This is a genomic window from Ruegeria sp. ANG10 (genome assembly GCF_040705255.1).
In the GTDB taxonomy this organism is placed as follows: Bacteria; Pseudomonadota; Alphaproteobacteria; order Rhodobacterales; family Rhodobacteraceae; genus Ruegeria.
The window spans coordinates 46,689-65,305 of sequence record NZ_JBFCVU010000004.1 but is presented as its reverse complement, the minus strand read 5'-3'; the positions used below and the strand labels follow the sequence as shown (position 1 = coordinate 65,305).

The 18,617-nt window shown below is 56.8% G+C and carries 17 protein-coding genes; 6 read left to right on the top strand and 11 right to left on the bottom strand.

Annotated features, from left to right (window positions below; genetic code table 11):
* Positions 1 to 10 precede the first annotated feature (10 nt).
* From AB1A64_RS10200 to AB1A64_RS10185, 4 genes are all read right to left on the bottom strand, one after another.
* Positions 11 to 529 carry a hypothetical protein gene (locus tag AB1A64_RS10200; protein WP_366551314.1) on the bottom strand — a complete coding sequence of 173 codons (519 nt, stop codon included), beginning with the start codon at positions 527 to 529 and terminating at the stop codon, positions 11 to 13.
* A 23-nt stretch (positions 530 to 552) separates the two neighbouring features.
* Positions 553 to 2,823: a TOMM precursor leader peptide-binding protein gene (locus tag AB1A64_RS10195; RefSeq protein WP_366551313.1), complete on the bottom strand. Its 2,271-nt coding sequence runs from the start codon at positions 2,821 to 2,823 to the stop codon at positions 553 to 555.
* 14 nt (positions 2,824 to 2,837) lie between these two features.
* Positions 2,838 to 3,068 carry a hypothetical protein gene (locus AB1A64_RS10190; RefSeq protein WP_170518819.1) on the bottom strand — a complete coding sequence of 77 codons (231 nt, stop codon included), beginning with the start codon at positions 3,066 to 3,068 and terminating at the stop codon, positions 2,838 to 2,840.
* A 144-nt stretch (positions 3,069 to 3,212) separates the two neighbouring features.
* Positions 3,213 to 4,517, bottom strand: coding sequence for a cytochrome P450 (locus AB1A64_RS10185; protein WP_366551312.1), 1,305 nt, complete (start codon positions 4,515 to 4,517; stop codon positions 3,213 to 3,215).
* Positions 4,518 to 4,543: 26 nt separating this feature from the next.
* Between AB1A64_RS10185 and AB1A64_RS10180 the strand changes: the two genes are divergently transcribed.
* From AB1A64_RS10180 to AB1A64_RS10170, 3 genes are read left to right on the top strand one after another with little or no spacing between them, the layout of a single operon-like run.
* Positions 4,544 to 5,860, top strand: a complete 1,317-nt coding sequence (locus AB1A64_RS10180; protein WP_366551311.1) for a SagB family peptide dehydrogenase — start codon at positions 4,544 to 4,546, stop codon at positions 5,858 to 5,860.
* Between the two features lie 7 nt (positions 5,861 to 5,867).
* Positions 5,868 to 6,056, top strand: coding sequence for a hypothetical protein (locus tag AB1A64_RS10175; RefSeq protein WP_366551310.1), 189 nt, complete (start codon positions 5,868 to 5,870; stop codon positions 6,054 to 6,056).
* Positions 6,029 to 6,310 carry a Mu-like prophage major head subunit gpT family protein gene (locus AB1A64_RS10170; RefSeq protein WP_366551309.1) on the top strand — a complete coding sequence of 94 codons (282 nt, stop codon included), beginning with the start codon at positions 6,029 to 6,031 and terminating at the stop codon, positions 6,308 to 6,310. The genes AB1A64_RS10175 and AB1A64_RS10170 overlap by 28 nt, the downstream gene beginning before the upstream one ends.
* 784 nt (positions 6,311 to 7,094) lie before the next feature.
* Here the strand turns inward: AB1A64_RS10170 and AB1A64_RS10165 are convergent.
* The gene (locus AB1A64_RS10165; protein WP_366551308.1) at positions 7,095 to 9,377 is read right to left on the bottom strand and encodes an adenosylcobalamin-dependent ribonucleoside-diphosphate reductase; all 2,283 of its coding nucleotides are present in this window, start codon (positions 9,375 to 9,377) and stop codon (positions 7,095 to 7,097) included.
* A gap of 129 nt (positions 9,378 to 9,506) precedes the next feature.
* Here AB1A64_RS10165 and AB1A64_RS10160 point away from each other — a divergent pair, with 129 nt between their 5' ends.
* Positions 9,507 to 9,938 carry a DUF1489 domain-containing protein gene (locus AB1A64_RS10160; RefSeq protein WP_366551307.1) on the top strand — a complete coding sequence of 144 codons (432 nt, stop codon included), beginning with the start codon at positions 9,507 to 9,509 and terminating at the stop codon, positions 9,936 to 9,938.
* On the opposite strand, the gene hisG is transcribed toward AB1A64_RS10160, so the two are convergent.
* Genes hisG through hisS form a run of 3 tightly spaced genes read right to left on the bottom strand, consistent with a single transcriptional unit; the run spans position 9,939 to position 13,203 of the window.
* Positions 9,939 to 10,628: an ATP phosphoribosyltransferase gene (gene hisG / locus AB1A64_RS10155; RefSeq protein WP_366551306.1), complete on the bottom strand. Its 690-nt coding sequence runs from the start codon at positions 10,626 to 10,628 to the stop codon at positions 9,939 to 9,941.
* Positions 10,625 to 11,713 carry an ATP phosphoribosyltransferase regulatory subunit gene (locus AB1A64_RS10150; protein WP_366551305.1) on the bottom strand — a complete coding sequence of 363 codons (1,089 nt, stop codon included), beginning with the start codon at positions 11,711 to 11,713 and terminating at the stop codon, positions 10,625 to 10,627. The genes hisG and AB1A64_RS10150 overlap by 4 nt, the downstream gene beginning before the upstream one ends.
* A gap of 2 nt (positions 11,714 to 11,715) precedes the next feature.
* Positions 11,716 to 13,203, bottom strand: a complete 1,488-nt coding sequence (gene hisS / locus AB1A64_RS10145; protein WP_366551304.1) for a histidine--tRNA ligase — start codon at positions 13,201 to 13,203, stop codon at positions 11,716 to 11,718.
* A 130-nt stretch (positions 13,204 to 13,333) separates the two neighbouring features.
* Here hisS and AB1A64_RS10140 point away from each other — a divergent pair, with 130 nt between their 5' ends.
* Together AB1A64_RS10140 and AB1A64_RS10135 are read left to right on the top strand one after the other, a co-directional pair.
* Complete coding sequence (locus tag AB1A64_RS10140) at positions 13,334 to 13,528, top strand: SlyX family protein (protein ID WP_366551303.1); 195 nt, start codon at positions 13,334 to 13,336, stop codon at positions 13,526 to 13,528.
* Between the two features lie 105 nt (positions 13,529 to 13,633).
* Entirely contained in the window at positions 13,634 to 14,392 is a 759-nt protein-coding gene (locus AB1A64_RS10135; protein WP_366551302.1) for an SDR family oxidoreductase, read from the top strand.
* A 44-nt stretch (positions 14,393 to 14,436) separates the two neighbouring features.
* Here AB1A64_RS10135 and AB1A64_RS10130 read toward each other — a convergent pair whose 3' ends face one another.
* The 3 genes from AB1A64_RS10130 to dnaE all read right to left on the bottom strand — a co-directional run bounded on the left by AB1A64_RS10130 (position 14,437) and on the right by dnaE (position 18,617).
* Entirely contained in the window at positions 14,437 to 14,805 is a 369-nt protein-coding gene (locus AB1A64_RS10130) for a hypothetical protein (protein ID WP_366551301.1), read from the bottom strand.
* Positions 14,806 to 14,810: 5 nt separating this feature from the next.
* Positions 14,811 to 15,032, bottom strand: coding sequence for a YMGG-like glycine zipper-containing protein (locus AB1A64_RS10125; RefSeq protein WP_366551300.1), 222 nt, complete (start codon positions 15,030 to 15,032; stop codon positions 14,811 to 14,813).
* Between the two features lie 84 nt (positions 15,033 to 15,116).
* A complete protein-coding gene (dnaE, locus tag AB1A64_RS10120; RefSeq protein WP_366551299.1) occupies positions 15,117 to 18,617 on the bottom strand; it encodes a DNA polymerase III subunit alpha in 3,501 nt (1,166 codons plus the stop codon).

Here is an 18,617-nt window from a genome sequence, read left to right as displayed (position 1 = left end):
GGCACGGGAGTCAGAACGCGTTTTCGGGAACGTCGTAGGAAATTCGCTCAAAGGTTTGCGAGACGACAAATTGGAAACCGTCTGTCCTTCCTTCTGCATCGCGGGGCACAAATGGACCGATTATCCGGCGCTGATTGGGATTGAGGAAATACTGATTGTTGTAGTAGTCCCCGGTCGGGAAGTTCAAATGAAACAGGTAGGTTCCGGGGGAACTCTCGACACCGTGGACTTTGATGTCACCGGTGATCGAGTCGCAGGACTTGCCGTCGACTTGCAGTTCAAACTCACGCAGCACAAACAAATCTTTAAGCGCCTTACCATGTTCGTGCTCTTGTATCAGCTCGTCCAGGCTTCCAAGGTCTTCCTGCCTGTAGTGCATTACTTTCCCGGGTTCTTTCCAGTCGATCGTTAGTATACTGGGTCCGGTGTAGAGGTACTTCCCCTTGTTGTCATAAACGATTGAATGACCAGTCCACATTCCAATCATGATGTCGAATGGACGGGCATAGTCGAAATAGCTGCTAGTCATCTGGGGGTTCCTCACTCAATGAGTCAAAATTGTATCACGTGGGGGTTCAGGTCTTGCTCACGGGTTGGCGTAGAAAGCCATCCCTGACGCACGGGTACGTCATAAAGGCGCCCAGGGCCAAACCGAGCCCAGAAATGGCGCAAGCCCGGAGCCACAACGCGCACCACTGGAAAATTCACATCTGGCCGAGTCTGGTCGAGAACAAAGACATCAATGCCATTGTCTTTTAAGCGCGATACGCAGGCTTCGATATCCGAGAGAATGTCGCCACTTGCCAGACTTTCGCTTTCATCCAGCTTTAGCATCGGTTGCCTGGTGTCGGGCACAAGATAATCTGCTTTGGAAAGGCGCGTTGTTCGCCACCAACTTATCGCTTCGGAACTGCCAAGATGAGTCGTGTCGACGGCCGTACCGCCTGTTTTTGGAACGGCTTCCAGAGATTGATTAATTTCCGTAAGTGCCCGCGACAGAGCCACCTCGGGATCGAGATGACAGCCAAACCCGTAAATAATGTCTTCTTCGGACTTGTCTATTCTGCCCGAAATGGCCGCAAAGGTAGGTATGCCAATGTCGCTTGTTACGTCTATCACCCGCAGGTTTCTGTTTAGTTTCTTGTAATGCAACGATAAATCGCGCCCATATGTGTCACTGGAGCTTGGTATATCGACACCAGGGCGGATTAGTCGGTTGTACCACCAAATCGCGACCGCATCTCTTTCAATCAGCTCCAGCAAACCCTGCAGAATAGCTTCTTCCAGTGTGCCGCCAGCGGCGCAGCCGTTGGAATCCGCACGTCCATAGGTGGAGCCGGTGCCTTGATAGCCGAAATAGCACATTGATGTCGGCAGGTATCGCATGGTGTCATCACTCAGCGACCAAAGCGGTGTCCATTCGATTTCGGCTTCCCGGTCAAATGGCTCCGGTACCCAGTATGCTTTGTGGTCTTTGCAATTAAGCGCAGCACGATCTGCATATTGTTGAGCGCTGTAGCCCTGGCATTCGTTCGGTAAAATGACCGGTGCTTCTAGGTCCTTGAGCGGGGCAAGGCGCCGAGGCTCGGTGCCGTCAAAAACGCCACAGTAGCGTTCCAGGGATTCAGCCACCGCACTGATACGAGCCTGCTCTGGGCTGCGACCTTTTCCGCCTGATCGCCGCCGAAGTCCTTCACGCAGGAAAAACCGTGTGTCATGCACGTCAGAAAAGTTGTGATCGGCGGAATAGGTTGGCGTGATCCAAGACCCTTGGCTGGAAAACCCACCCCGAGCACCCGGGTCGAGTGAGCCAACAATACCGGTGATCGGGCTTACATTTCGGTCCAGAATAGCCTGAACATCATTGGTGTGGCAGGACCGATGCCCACCATCTGAGCCACGAACTTTGGGTCGCGGCTGTAGATTTGGTTTAGGTGGCGTTTCGGGCATGGTGAAATTGTCACCGCATACCGGGCATTGCGGTCGGCGTGTTAGAATGTGCTCCTGCCGTTCCATCGACAGATGGTCCGTGCTGATCACCCGGTTAGCCAACACCGACGGGCCGCCGACACCGATCCAACGGGTCACTTCAGTAGCGAGTTCTGCCAGTGCTGCGGTTTGTGAAGTGTCATTATTGGCTTCTGGGGCGAGCCGGGTGCCGGCCAAACCTGAAAGTTTGCCGATATGGGTTTCGACGCGGCGGTGCCATCTCAGACGATGTGCAAGACATTCCCAGCACGCTGTTTCACCGGGAAGAAATGCAGGGCCTAGCCAGCTTTGAATACCGCCTGGGTTGACCAATATCCACGGCCGACCTTCTGCAACAAACCGCTTGTTCAACACGTCCAATTCAGCGGCAAGATAGTTGTTGGTTACAACAACGCTCAGCTCGCCGCGATCAACGACGCGCACCCCGTTTTTTTCGAGAAGCGCGCGCAGATTGTCGCCAATTCGACCAATGCAGACGACATCTACCGGCGTGTTTTTCACACGCTCTGCCGCTTCAACAGGGTTCACCCTCGCCAACTCCCAAAAGGCCTGCTGGTCGCGCGGCATCACCGAACTGTCTTCGGCCAGGAATCCACGCTTTTTGAGCAGGTCCAGAGCAGAGAGAATGTCGGCGCTGGCATAGCTTTGACACAGTTGGTCGAAGATATCCTCGACCAACTGCGTTCCGTCTAGAAAAGGTGCCAGATCGGAAAAAATCGTAGACTTCAGGCAGTCGTGACCTTGCTCGTTGAACAAGTACAAGCCTTCTTCGGGAACTACGATTGCCTTGATGCTGGATTTGAACCGTGGTGCCGCAATGGCACTGTCATACATAAGAGCGCTTGCCCTCAGCAGCAGGCCGGTGGTGCAACAGCAGTATCATGCTCGTGGAGATCATCATCGTGCACGTCGTCGGGTTTGTCTCCGACATTCACGATCTTTGAAAAAGTCTTGCCGATTTCTTCGCCATATGCCTTTACTGCCGCTGTTGGGTCTTGCTCGAGCAGCGTCCGAAATTCCGGATCTTTCCAGGCTTTTGCATGCATTTTGCCCCAGTCTTCATTCGTCGGTGCTGTCATTGAAATTTCCTCCGTTGGTTGATTACCGTCTGCGCATTTGTACCGATTTGCTGCTTTTTATTAACCTTGTCACACAAGCAAAAGACACGATCAAGTTGTAAGCGGGCCTTTCCACTAAGAGTTAACCTAAATAAAGCGCATACATTACGGACTTGTGTAGTTTCCGGAGGCTGGCCGACGCCGGACTTCGAATTTATTGGGCGCGCCTGGAACGGGTTCCAACCTAAAGTGGCGCGCTATTGTTTGGATGATGACGACCATTTGTGACAAGGATTGAGCTGCCGCAATGCAAACCCTTGGACCGGCCCCGAAAGGCATATAAGCCTTGGCCGAAACAGGTGGAATACGACCTTCGGCAAAGCGTTCAGGTTGAAACTCAAAAGGCTGCGAAAAGTAACGAGGATCTCGATGCAGCAGACCCGGGCAGACCCAAATTCCATGCCCTTCAGCCAGCTGGTGGTCACCCAACCGAAACCCGCGCGCCACTTCACGATAAAGAATTGGTGCCGGGGGCGTCATGCGCATCGACTCTCGCAAAATCGCCATTGTTCGGCTTGTGCCAAGCGTCGCATTACAGAAACGTTCGGCATCATCAAGGGCCCCTGTCTCATCGACCAGTTGCCAGTCCAGATCATAGGCGGCAATGTCTGTCCAGAACTGCGTTAAAGCGAATGGCATAGTTAGATGGCCTGCAAAAAGCATCTGAACAATTTCCCCCACGACGTCTTGTTTGGAAAGAACGTCGGGAGCCATGTGATGCGCCCTCACCAAGGCCGAGAGAACGTCACCTCGATCAACAAATTCCTCAAAACGAGCGCGGATGATGGCCAGGACCCCATCCATATTTCTGGGTGCCCGCGGGCGCGTCATTTGCACCGCTCCTTCGGTACCGCCCGCAGTCGCAGTGAAATTCTCTCCATAGCCCTCAAGGTAAGGCACAAGGGCACTGCGTTCCTGAGCAGCCCCCCAAAACTCAAGATCGGCATCCAAAACTGTGCGCAGCGCGATGCGGGCAATCAACAATCGAAACTCATGCGCAAGGTCAATCGGTTTCCTGTCCGCCCAATGGGCAGTAATCGACTCCGTGATTTCTCCCGTCAAAAAAAGTCGAGGTTCACGCAACACAGCACGAAAGAGCGGCAGCAAGAGTTGGCGACGCTGGCGCCAGATTTCAGGATCGTCCAGCGTTGTCAGCCCGTCGCCCCAATACCCAGTGTTCGAGGCCCGCAAAAACACAGGCTTGCGCAGATCTGCCTCGTGAAAGCGAAAAAGGTTCCGGGCAAGGTCAGCATCATTTACAAAGGTGATCGGTCCGGTGCCCAGATCAAAACTCGAAACGTTTCCATACGTATCCGCCAACTGACTGAGGAAGTCGAACGGGCTGCGGTGAAAAAACTTCGCATTGAGCCGCGCATATTGGGGACCGACCGGTCCGGGCGGCAAAGTCAATTTGACGTCCTGCAAGGGTATTCGTGATGAACCAGCCAAATATTTGTGCATATGGGTTGGCTCCCGACGTCATGCTCGACGAGACCGACGAAGTTGCGAGATTGCGCAGCGCTACTGAATCGATATCTGTTACCGTCGATGCCCATATAACGCTTGCCAAGAAACTCGCCCAAGGCTGTTTGAGTGAGGAGGAACTGACGGCTTGCCTCGACCCAAGTCCAGATGCAGAGGTAAACTGTGCGTCGTTCTTGTTGCGCCTGGATCAGCGCGGCTTTCTCCGTCGTTTCGTCATGCAGAACGCTCAGCCTATCGCTGTTTGTACCCCACAACGCGCGCCCGTCAGCAGCCTTCCAAAATTCGAACCGGATGCTACTATTCGGCTTTCTCAACAGACACTTTTGCAGCCCCGACAAAAAGGGCTCAGAGCGCTGGCTCCGGGAAGTTGGGCGACCGTGGATCTGTTGGACCCACAGATTGGCCCATTGCTCTTTAAGCTGGCCGAGGGGGTTGAGGCGGCGCAGGCCCAAAATTGCGTGCCGGGTCTTGAACCCCCTGCTTTCGAGGCTTTGATTCAGCTCTTTACGTGGTGCGATTTGCTGGAAGGCACTGCGGAACCTAAACTGCCTGTGCATGAAGCGCTTTTCCACAGCCAAACACGCCTCGGTTTCGCAAGGGGTATACTCGGAAAAACGGGGGAATCGCATGAATCTGAACACCCAGTCAAACATGTTCCGGACATTGCGCTGCCGTTTCCCGATATCGCGGACATTATTGCAAGCGACCCGCCGCATATGCTGGTGTCCCGCCGTCGAAGAAGTCGCCGCGATCAAGGTCGCACACCGATCAGTCTTGTGCAGCTTAACGAGTTGCTTTTCCGATGTTTCTACCAAGAGAATGGTCACCGCTCCTATCCCAGTGGTGGTGGCATACACCCATTGACTGCGTATCTTGTTGTTAATCATTGCGACGGTTTGGTACCAGGGCTTTATGCCTACGATTGCAAACGTCACGGCCTCACAAGGGTTAGCAAATTCATTCCTGCTCTCAAGAGTCTTTTGAAAGACGCGACCGCGTCAGCCAACTGTGTTTCGCAAACACAAATTTTGCTGCTTCTATCTGCTGACATGGCGACCACCCGCACCGCCTACGGTGCATTGGCATACTCATTGGCCCTCAAAGAGGTTGGCGCTGTTTACCAAAATGTTCAACTCGCAAGCGAGGCGATGAAGTTAGCGGCATGCCCCCTGGGAACTGGAAACTCTTTAGTCTTCGCAAATGTCACCGGGCGAAATGTGTATGATGCGCCATTGGTTGGTGAAATGATTATTGGGTCAAGGGAGTGAGCTGTTGATGGGGGACGCAAAGGTCAATGGCCGTCGCGGAACCTTCCAGCTCGACAATTGCGCCGCCGCTGACATCGGTGCAGATTTTTTTCTGGTCGACGACGAAACGGTAACCAAGACCGATGTTGGCGGGGCGCGGTCAAAGGCTGGCGTCGTTCTCGACATCGAGTGCGGCAAGGTCTGGATCGAAATCTGATCCTGACCGTTGGCTTGCCCTTTTCACAGACGACGAAGGGCACGAGATATGCCCGTCAAAAGGGCCGTCCGCTGGGCATCGTGCCGAGCCTGTTGATAGGCCCGCCTATGCTGGGAACCGACGCCGACGAAATTCTAAAGTTCAAGCGCACCGACAACGACAAAATCAACGTGAACTATCTTGTCAGCAACCAGATCGCACACCGCGTGAGCGATGATCTGAAGAGGAAATCGATAACGTTTATAGCTGATTGATGGTGATTTCATCAGTGTTACCTTAGTCTAAGTGCAAGCATGAACAACCGAACGATAGTTCACGTGAAAACACCCTTTCTTCAGAAGCCAATGACATGCTGTTAAATTGTCGATTGTTCGCAATACGTGTAACGCAGTCAACTTGGCTTGGCGCTGACTTAGGGAAGTGAAAAGATAGCGGGCGCTTGAATCTCTCACTGAGTGTCGGTCGTTCCTGAAGAACTGCCTCGGAACAGGACCGACCAGATATCCCGGTGTCGAAGGTCCGCTTTGGCGGTTTCAGTAAGTCCCCGCTGCAAAGCAGCGAATTCACACTTTCCGCCCGACTCGCCAGTGCTGCGCCAGCCGCTTCTACTAACCTGAGCATTGCCATGGTCTTGGCTCTCCGAGCGTTCGCGCCGAAATGCATAGTCATGCCCGAACCTACAGATAACTCAGGCAGAGCCCCTGCCCGTTACAACGGTGGTTGGCCCGCTGGCAGGCAGATACAACCTGAGATCGCTTCACATAATATCCGTTCCTCCAACACAAGGTCGAATAGAATCAAGGAAACAACCCAGAGCTTGGTTTGGTCCTGACGGACCAACGCGCCTTGGCACACGCCAGCTTTTTGGAGAGCGCGCGCGCCAAGGCGCTGACTACCCCAAAGGCATTCCAATTCCCTTGGATACGCCACCGCCTCAAAAGCAGCGGCAAAGTTTTTATGGTCAAAGTTGCAGTTTGGGCTGGTTAAATTGCAAACTGATGCAGGCTTTCACACTGTTGCCGATTTAGCGTTTCTATCTCAGCCGCATTTTGAATGCCCGCAACTGCGGCAGGTCATGCAGCCTTCGATCATCACCATATCGAACTGGCCGCAGGACGGGCAGGCTTTGCCACGTGGCGCATCCATATTCACCACCTGCGCCTGAGGGTCGGATTTCAGACCCATGCCTTCCCCTTCAAGAAAGCCAATATTAATCAGGTGCTGTTCGATCACGCCACCAATCGCGGCCAGGATCGACGGGATATATTTGCCCTGAACCCAGGCTCCACCGCGCGGGTCAAACACAGCCTTCAACTCTTCAACTACAAAGGACACATCCCCACCCCGCCGGAACACGGCCGAGATCATCCGGGTCAGCGCCAGCGTCCAAGCGTAGTGTTCCATGTTCTTCGAGTTGATAAACACCTCGAACGGGCGGCGGCGACCGCCGATGACAATGTCATTGATAGTCAGATAGATCGCGTGCTCGCTATCGGGCCATTTCAATTTATAGGTCGACCCCTCCAATGCCTGCGGGCGATCCAGCGGCTCGGACATGTAAACGACTTCGCCTCCATCGACCTCGTGCGGCGCAGCGGCATTTTCACCCGGCGCAGTGTCTGCACTTTCTGAAACGGTCAGCACCGATCCGGTCACGTCATTCGGACGATAGGTGGTGCAGCCTTTGCACCCTTGATCCCACGCCTGCATATAAACGTCCTTGAACGCGTCAAAGCTGATGTCCTCAGGGCAGTTGATCGTCTTGGAAATCGAACTGTCGATCCATTTCTGCGCCGCGGCCTGCATCTTGACGTGATCGGACGGTGGTAGCGTCTGCGCATTGACGAAATAGTTGGGCAATTCCACATCCCCGAACTTGTCGCGCCACATCTGCACGGCATAATCCACCACCTCTTCTTCGGTGCGCGAGCCGTCTTTCTGCAGCACTTTACGTGTATAGGCATAAGCAAAGACCGGTTCGATCCCCGAAGACACGTTCCCAGCATAAAGGGAAATCGTCCCCGTGGGCGCAATCGAAGTCAGCAAAGCGTTGCGGATGCCATGTTCTCGGATTGCATCGCGCACATCCTCGTCCATCTGCTGCATAGTGCCGCTAGCCAGATATTTTTCGGCATCGAACAGAGGGAACGCGCCTTTTTCCTTCGCCAAGTCCACCGACGCCAGATACGCGGCGCGGGCGATCGCGTGCAACCAGCGCTCGGTCTGACGCGCCGCCTCGTCCGAGCCATAGCGCAGGCCCTTCATCAACAGCGCATCTGCCAGCCCCGTCACACCCAGCCCGATACGACGCTTGGCCTGCGCCTCGGCTGCCTGTTCCGGCAGCGGGAATTTCGACGCGTCGACCACATTGTCCATCATACGAACGGCGGTTGCGACCAGGTCCTGCAACGCGGCCTCATCCAGATGTGCTGCATCCTCGAAAGGTTCAGCTACCAATCGCGCAAGATTGATCGAGCCCAGCAGACACGCGCCATATGGCGGCAGGGGCTGTTCACCACATGGGTTGGTGGCGGCAATGGTTTCTACATAATTCAGGTTGTTGGCCTGATTGATACGGTCGATGAAGATCACGCCCGGCTCGGCATAGTCATAGGTGGCCTGCATGATTTTGTTCCACAGATCGCGCGCCTGAACGGTGTGATAGACCTTGTCGCCAAAGACCAGATCCCACGGGCCGTCGGCTTTGACGGCTTCCATGAAGGGGTCGGTCACCAGCACCGACATATTAAACATGCGCAGGCGGGCCGGGTCGGATTTGGCTGTGATGAACTGTTCGATATCCGGGTGATCGCAGCGCATGGTTGCCATCATCGCCCCACGACGCGAGCCTGCGGACATGATGGTGCGGCACATCGCGTCCCACACATCCATGAACGACAACGGCCCCGAGGCATCGGCGGCAACCCCATGCACATCAGCCCCACGCGGGCGGATGGTCGAGAAATCATAGCCGATCCCCCCACCCTGTTGCATGGTCAACGCAGCCTCTTTCAGCATGTCAAAGATACCACCCATGCTGTCGGGCACGGTTCCCATGACAAAACAGTTGAACAGGGTTACTTGACGCGCTGTTCCTGCGCCCGCGGTGATACGGCCAGCGGGCAGATATTTGAAATCTTCCAGCGCTTCAAAGAACTTATCCTCCCAATGCCCCTGATCTTTTTCCACCCGTGCCAAATCGCGGGCAATGCGCCGCCAGCTGTCTTCGATTGTCTGGTCAATCGGTGTGCCATCCGCCTGTTTAAAGCGGTATTTCATGTCCCAGATCTGCTCGGCGATGGGGGCGGCAAAGCGGCTCATTGGTGATTCCCTGTACTGAAAGAGGTATCCAGACTATCCTAAATCACATGCCCACCACAACACCTTGATGACGCCGGTCATCAGGCTACAATATAAAGGTGGGCCTTGGGACGACTCTGTGGGAAAGCTGTGGATAAGTACGTAAACCTGATAAAACTCTCGGTCGGATCGGAAAGCGTCGACACGCTGATCGCGTGGCAGGACAGCCGTAAACCGCTGTACGAGGATGGGTGCCCGCGCCATGTCACCCGCATGTGGCCCAAGCGCGAAGCCGAGATTCTGAACGGCGGGTCAATTTATTGGGTGATCAAGGGCGTGATCCAATGCCGTCAGCGCATACTGCGGCTGGACGAAGTACGCGGAGAAGATGGCATCCGCCGTTGCGCCATCGTGCTTGATCCTGAGGTACACCGCACCCAGACCGCCCTGAAGCGCCCGTTTCAGGGCTGGCGCTACCTGAAACCCGAAGACACCCCCGCCGATTTGCCACAAGGGCGCGCGCAGGACGACGCCCTGCCCGATGATCTGAACCGTGCGCTGGCGGAAATCGGTGTTCTTTGATCAGCGCAGGTGATCTAGCAAGTTGGATAGAACCGCTTTGTCATCGGCTGAATAGTTGGGCACTCGGCTGCGCCACAGCGTCGCCTGCGACCGCAAGATCACCCCGTCAGACAGAATCTTCAGGTGATTGGCGCGCAGTGTTTCACCCGTCGAGGTGATATCGGCAATCGCTTCGGCCGTTTCATTCATCACCGTGCCTTCGGTCGCGCCTTGGCTATCCACCAAGGTGTAATCGGCGACGCCCGCATCGGTCAGAAACTCGCGCACCAGCCGGTGGTACTTTGTGGCAATCCGCAAGCGGTGACCGTGGGTCTTGCGAAAGGCCGCCGCAGCGGCGTCCAGATCGTCCAGCGTGTCGACATCCACCCAGCAGGCCGGTGTCGCAATGATCAGGTCAGCCTTGCCGAACCCCAGCTGCGATACCTCTTCCACCTGCTGTTCCCAGCGCGGCAGCTTTTCCTGCACCAGATCAATTCCGGTGACCCCCAGATGGATGCGCCCCGCAGCCAGTTCGCGCGGGATTTCCCCAGCGGACAGCAGGATCAGCGAAATGCCATCAATCCCTTCGACCTTACCCGCATATTCACGGTCCGATCCGCTGCGCGATAAGGTGATGCCGCGCTTTTCAAACCACGAGAAGGTCTTTTCCATCAACCGGCCCTTCGAGGGCACGCCCAGTTTGAGGCTCATTGCGCGCCCTCCTCGATTTCCAGGATCAGGTCAGGACGCAGCACGCCACCCACGGCAGGGATTTCAGCACCATTGCCCAATTGCCGGGTCAGCGCATCATACCGCCCGCCTGTGGCAACCGGAGGCAGGTCCGGGCGTCTCTCGGCATAAAAGCCAAAGACGAACCCGTCGTAATACTCCATGGATGTGCGGCCATAGGCGGCCTCAAAATCCAACCGTTCTACATCCACGCCGCGCGCCTGCAGGGCGGCCACGCGCGCCTCAAGCCGATCCAGCGCCGGGGTGATCTGCGGCAAGTCCACCGCGACATCACGCAATTGCTCCAATGCAAAGGGCATGGTTTCGCGTACATTCAGCAGTGTTTCCAACCCGCCCAGTTCGCTGTCGGAAATCGGAGGCGTGTCGCGGTCTTCGCGCAAGGCTTCGATCCGTGCTTCGATCTCACTGGCGCGACGTTTGCCAATCATCGGCACGTCAATGGCCAGCGGGTCCGGCGAATCCAGCAATGCGTCACGGCCTTCGGGCGCTTGCTTACGACCCGCAAACCGATCCAGCAGATTGCGGAAACGACGTGGGTGCCAAAGGTGCCGCATCAGCGCCGCCTTGCGGCGATCTGTGGTGCGCAGGCCCTGAACCGCAGCTATCAGGATACCAATATCGCCGGTCGCCGCGCGCAGCGGCAGCCCGCGCAGTTGCAGGGCGAACAGCGAAAACACCTCGGCATCTGCGCCCGAGGGATCATCGCGGTCAAAGACCTCGTACCCCACCTGAATATATTCGTTTGACCGATCCGGGTCGTGCTCCTGACGGCGGAACACCTCACCGGAGTAAGTATAGCGCGCGGGTTCAGCCCCATCGCTCATGTGCATCTGCACCACAGGCAGCGTAAAGTCCGGGCGCAACATCTGCTCGCCCCGCAGCGCATCCGAGGTCACATAGGCGCGGGCACGGATATCTTCGCCATAAAGGTCCAGCAGCGTTTCGGCTGGTTGCAATAGGGGCGGGTCGACGACCTGCGCGCCAGCAGCCTCGAACCGGATCCGCATCATCGCGGCGCGGGCTTGTATCTGGGAACGGTTGGCCATGGTCAGTCCTGACTGTCCAGAATTTCGCGCACCTTGGCGACCAGATCACCGCGTGGCACTTCGAACTGGCTGGGGCGTTCTTTCCATTCCTCCAGCGTGGCGCTTTCGGCAATTTTCGCACCCAGGATCAGGTCTTTGATCTGTACGATGCCATTGGCCTTTTCATCCCCACCCTCGATCACCGCGATCGGAGAGTTCCGTTTATCCGCATACTTCAGCTGATTGCCAAAATTCTTGGGATTGCCCAGATAGACCTCGGCCCGGATACCCGCATTGCGCAGTTCGGCCACCATGGCCTGATAGTCGGCCATACGGTCGCGATCCATGACCGTGACAACGACTGGGCCGGTGGCCTGCGCCGCGATCCGACCCTTTTCGCGCAGGGCGGCCAGCAAACGGTCAACACCGATGGAAATACCCGTCGCAGGCACTTCTTGCCCGGTAAAGCGCTTGACCAGATCGTCGTAACGACCGCCGCCAGAGACCGACCCGAACTGCCGCTTGCGGCCTTTCTCGTCGAATATCTCAAAGGTCAACTCGGCCTCATAAACCGGCCCGGTATAGTAACCGAGGCCACGCACGACCGAGGGGTCAATCTCGATCCGGTTCGCGCCATATCCACCCGCATCCAGCAACGCGCCGATCTCTTCCAGTTCGGCAATTCCGTCGGCACCAATCTTGCTGTCGCCGACCGCAGCACGCAGGTTGGCCAGAGTTCCGGCGGTATCCGCAGCTTTCGACGTCAGGAAAGCAATCACCGGCTCTGCCTGATCGTCGCTGAGGCCCACGCCGTCGATAAACGCCCCCGAGGCATCCAGACGGCCTTTGGTCAGCAACTCGCGCACGCCCTGCTCACCCACCTTGTCGAACTTGTCGATGGTGCGCAGGACGTTGTCGCGGGCGGCGGCGTCTTCGCCCAGACCCATCGCCTCCAATACGCCGTTCAGAACCTTGCGGTTGTTGACCCGCACCAGATAATCGCCGCGCGGAATGCCCACGGTTTCCAGCGTGTCTGACAGCATCGCGCAGATCTCGGCATCAGCAGCCATCGAGGCCGTGCCCACCGTATCCGCATCACACTGATAAAACTGGCGATAGCGGCCCGGCCCCGGCTTTTCGTTCCGCCAGACCGGACCCATCGCATAGCGGCGATAAGGTGTCGGCAGATCATTGCGGTGCTGCGCGTAGACGCGGGCCAGCGGCGCGGTCAGGTCATAGCGCAGGGCCATCCAGTCGCCCTTGTCATTCTCGTCCACTTCCTGCCACGCGAACACACCCTCGTTCGGGCGATCCACGTCGGGAAGGAACTTGCCCAGGGCCTCGACGGTTTCAACAGCACTGCTTTCCAGAGCATCGAACCCATATCGATGATAGACATCCGCAATAGCCCGCAGCATCTCGGTGCGCTGCGTGACTTCCTGGCCGAAATAGTCGCGGAACCCTTTTGGCGTTACTGCCTTGGGGCGGGGCTGTTTCTTGGGCTTGGCCATGTGGGGCGTCCTTGGGCGTTTAGTGTTCCGCGCGCGGTCTATCCCATGGCCCGCATCGGGGCAAGGCGCGCTTTCGCTGGCCTTGGTGTCACAGGGTCGCTATGACCAGCACAAGACACAGGAGTCCCCCATGCAGCACCTGGAAGAACAGATCGCCCATCTGACCCGCACGGTCGAAGAACTAAACACGGTCGTCACCCAGCAACAGGACGAGATCGACCGCCTGACTCGTCGGGTCGAGATGCTGTTGCAACGCGAGGCTGAACGGGCACAGGAAGGCTCGGGCGGGGTCGTGTTCGGCGACGAACGCCCACCGCATTATTGAGCGCTTTTTGCGCTCCCTTTTTATCAAGAGGCTGAATTTCTATTTCTTCAGCCTCATTGGTGAAACGGGTTGCATTCACCGCAACCAAATGACCGGAGAATTTCTATGGCCCAAAAACTCGCTCTGGTTACCGGCGCCGCACGTGGCATTGGGTTAGCTACTTCAAAACTGTTTCTGCAGGACGGGTGGCATGTCGCGATGGTCGATCGTGATACGGAAGCATTGACCGAGACGGCCAGCGGCCTTGATGGCACGATGCCGATTGTTGCCGATGTTTCAGATCCGGATCAGGTGGACGATACAATTCAGGCCGTTATGTCGAAATTTGGACGAATTGACGCCGTGGTGAACAATGCGGGCATCGCCGAATTTGGACCAATCGAGAAACACGACTTTGCGGTGTGGCGCCGCGTCATGGAAACCAATCTTGACGGTGTGTTTCTGGTTTCACAGGCGTCAATTCCAGCCCTTCGCGAAAGCCGAGGGGCTATTGTCAATATCGCCTCTATCTCGGGACTGCGGGCCAGCACCCTACGTGTTGCGTACGGCACTTCAAAAGCTGGCGTCATCCACCTGACCAAACAGCAAGCCGCAGAATTGGGAGAATACGGGATTCGAGCCAATTGCGTCTGTCCGGGCCCGGTGCGCACCAAGCTGGCGATGGCCGTTCATACACCCGAAATCATCGCAGCGTATCACGACGCCATTCCGCTGAACCGGTATGGTTCGGAAGAAGAGATCGCTCAGGTGATCTTATTTCTTTGCTCGGACAAGGCCAGCTATGTAACAGGCCAGGTAATTGCGTCCGATGGCGGGTTCGAGAGCACTGGCGTCGGGCTGCCCGCGCTGCGGTCACCCGATTGAATTCTCAACCCAGAATTCGGGTCAGAGATACGGAAAACCGTTGATCACAGACCCAGCGTTGTTTTCACTGCGTTGTCGACCACTCCGCCCAGCAAGGCATCCTTATCCGCGGCGCAGCCTTCCGACAACGCGGCAATGAAGGCTTCGCGCAGCTGGGCCTTTTCCTCGTCGGTGGTCGCGTGATCTTCGATATTGATCTGACGATTATAGAGGGACAGAGCCGTCATCTTACCAACGACCTCTACAACAAAGGCTTCATCCCCGTCCGCCTCCTCAGCAATCGAGGCGCAGGTATAGTGCATCACAGGCAATGCGTCCTGCACCATCTGTTCAGCAGCCTCATCGGCCGTCGCCACACACGGGGCCGCTAGGATTGCGGTGCAAACAAGTATTCTGAGTCCAATAAACCGCATCACAATCACTTCCAGTTATGTCCGATAATGGCTCCGGCCACGCCGCCGATGGCTGCACCCTTGCCGTCGCCGATCAACGCACCCACGCCCGCGCCGATCAAAGCGCCTTCGATCGTTTGCTTTTTCTTCTTGTCATCCTTGTCATCGGCCAACGCCCCGGACGCCATCGCCAGCGACGCGGCGGCTGCCAACGCAAATGTTCTGAACCCAATAGCTGTAATTGCCATAGCTGTGCCCTCCTGTGACACGCCCCAAACGGGGCATAAGTTCAGCCTAGCGGCGCAAAAACACTGTGGCAACAAAAGGGTGGGTCAGATTTCCTCGACCATGGTCACGCCATCCAAAGATTTGATGGCCCCTTTGATCTGCGGGTTGATCGGGAAATCCTGCCCCAGATCCATCTCGACATCCCCCGGCAGGCCGGGATCCAACAGACAGATGTGGATCGGCCCTTTGGCCGCGCGCTTGGCTGCACCAGCCGCGTCTTCTAGAACCTTGGCGACTGTCGGCAGCACCTCGGGGACGTCAACAAATATCCGCAACCCGGTCGCGCCTGCTTCGGCAACTACAGAATCCACCGGCCCAACAGAATTCGCAAGCAGCTTGAGCTGATCGGACTCCAATTCGGCTTTGACGGTCAGCACCACTTGCGACCCGGTCTCTAAAAATTCGCGCGATTTCTCCAGGGTTTCCGAAAACAGCGTGACCTCATACGCCCCGCTTGGATCAGACAATTGCGCAAAGGCAAAGCGGTTGCCCTTGGCCGATTTGCGTTCCTGCCGCCCAGAGACCACACCGGCCATCTTGGCAATGAACGGGCCCGAGCGTGCCTGTTCCGTCACCTCATCCAATGTCATGACCTTCTTGCGTTTCAGCGCGGGCATGTAATCGTCCAGCGGGTGGCCGGACAGGTAAAAACCGATTGCTTTGAATTCTTCGCTCAGGCGCTCTGCAGGCAGCCAGTCCGGCGTCTGCGACAGGCGGGGTTCGGGCAGGTCATCGCCTGCTTCGCCGAACAATGATACCTGGTTCGAATTCTTTTGGTCGTGGATCGCCGCCGAGTACTGCACCAAGGGATCAAGGCTTTCGAACACACGGCGGCGGTTTTTATCAAGCTGGTCGAATGCCCCAGCCCGAGCCAGCATTTCAAGCGGGCGTTTGCCGACTTTCTTCAGGTCGACCCGGCGGGCAAAGTCGAACAGGTTGACGAATGGCTTATCACCGCGGCCATCAACCACGAGGGTCATGGCCTCGACGCCCACGTTCTTGAGCGCGCCCAGCGCATAGACCAACTGCCCGTCGACCACATCAAATGTTGACAGGGATCGGTTCACGCAGGGCGGCACGTATGGCAGCTCTAACCCCTTGCGGACCTCTTCGAAATACACGGCCAGCTTGTCGGTCAGATGGATATCGCAGTTCATGACACCCGCCATGAATTCGACCGGGTGGTTCGCCTTCAGCCAGCCGGTTTGATAGCTGACCACCGCATAGGCCGCTGCGTGAGATTTGTTGAAACCATAGTTGGCGAACTTGTCCAGCAGGTTCCAGACCTCGGTCGCCTTGGCCTCGTCCACGTTGTTCTCGGCGGCACCTTTGAGGAATTTGGGCCGTTCGGCGTCCATCGCCTCTTGGATTTTCTTACCCATTGCCCGGCGCAGCAGGTCCGCCCCACCAAGGCTATAACCCGCCATTTCCTGAGCGATCTGCATCACCTGTTCCTGATAGACGATGATGCCTTGGGTCTCGTCCAGAATATGGTCGATGGACGGGTGCAGCGTGTCCCGTTCGCTCAGCTTGTTCTTAACCTCACAGAACTTGGGAATGTTCTCCATTGGGCCGGGACGGTACAGCGCGACGAGGGCGATAATGTCTTCGATACAATCCGGCTTCATGCGCTTCAGCGCATCCATCATGCCCGAAGATTCCACCTGGAACACCGCCACCGTCTTGGCCGCGGAATAGAGCTTATACGTCGCCTCATCATCCAGCGGGATGGCGTTGATCTGGTTTTCGGCCCCCTCGGCGGGCTCATACAGTTCAGTACCGTCTGCCGCGACATGCAGGGGCCGCCCGGTCTTGAAGATAATATCCATTGCGTTCTGGATTACGGTCAGCGTTTTCAGACCCAGAAAGTCGAACTTGACCAACCCGGCCTGTTCCACCCATTTCATATTGAATTGGGTCGCAGGCATATCAGAGCGCGGATCCTGATACAGCGGCACCAGCGCATCCAGCGGACGGTCCCCAATCACGACCCCCGCCGCGTGGGTCGAAGCATTCCGCAGCAGACCCTCGACCTGCTGGCCATAGGTGAGCAGACGATCAACAACCTCTTCACTGCGGGCCTCTTCGCGCAGGCGAGGTTCGTCTTTCAACGCTTTTTCGATGGAGACGGGTTTGACACCCTCGACCGGGATCATCTTGGAGAGGCGATCTACCTGGCCGTAGGGCATCTGTAACACCCGCCCGATATCGCGCACCGCAGCCTTGGACAGCAAAGCACCAAAAGTGATGATCTGCCCCACCTTGTCGCGCCCATATTTCTGCTGCACGTAACGGATCACCTCTTCGCGGCGATCCATGCAAAAGTCGATATCGAAGTCGGGCATTGAAACCCGTTCTGGGTTCAGAAACCGTTCGAACAGCAGCGAATAGCGCAGCGGATCAAGGTCTGTGATCGTCAGCGCATAAGCCACCAACGAGCCCGCACCCGAACCCCGCCCCGGCCCCACCGGGATATCGTGATCCTTGGCCCACTGAATAAAATCGGCAACGATCAGGAAGTAGCCGGGGAAACCCATCCCTTCGATGATGCCCAGTTCGAAATCCAGCCGTTCCTGATATTCCTCGGGCGCCACCGCATGAGGGATCACTGCCAGACGTTTTTGCAGGCCCTCGTTGGCGATGCGGCGCAGTTCGGCAACCTCGTCATCAGCAAATTTCGGCAGGATCGGGTCGCGGCGATAGGCCATAAAGGCGCATCGTTTGGCGATTTCCACCGTATTCTCGATCGCCTCGGGCAAATCGGCGAACAGTGTCACCATTTCCTGCTGCGATTTGAAGTAATGCTGCGCAGTCAGACGGCGGCGTCCGTCCTGCTGATCGACATACGCCCCTTCGGAAATACAGATCAGCGCATCATGCGCCTCGTACATGTCCGAGGTGGGGAAAAAGACATCATTGGTGGCAACCAGCGGCAGGTTCTTGGCATAGGCCATTTCGACATGCCCACGCTCGGTCAGGTGTTCGGCCTCGGGCTGACCGCCCTCGCCCGGATGGCGTTGCAACTCGATGTAAAGACGATCCGGGAACATGCCCGCCAACCGATCCACCAAAGCCTCGGCGGCCGGGAGTTGGCCTTGCTGCAGCAACATACCCACCGGCCCGTCCGGCCCGCCTGTCAGGCAGATCAGACCGTCCGAGTGCTGTGCCAGTTCTTCCAAGGTGACCTGCGGAAGCTGTCCGCCCTTGTCCACGTAAAGACAGGAACTCAGCTTCATCAGGTTTTCATAGCCAATCTCGGATTGCGCCAGCAGCACCAGCGGAGCCGGGATTTTCGGCTTTTCACCTGGCTGCGCCTGCACATAGGTCAGATCAACCTGGCACCCCATGATCGGCTGCACCCCTGCCCCGCTTGCAGTGACCGAAAACTCCAAAGCCGAGAACATGCTGTTCGTATCGGTCACGGCGACGGCTGGCATCTCCATTTTTTCGCATAACGCGGGCAGTTTTTTCAGCCGAACGGCGCCTTCCAGCAGGGAATATTCGGTGTGAACGCGGAGGTGAATGAATCGTGTGGTGCTGCTCAT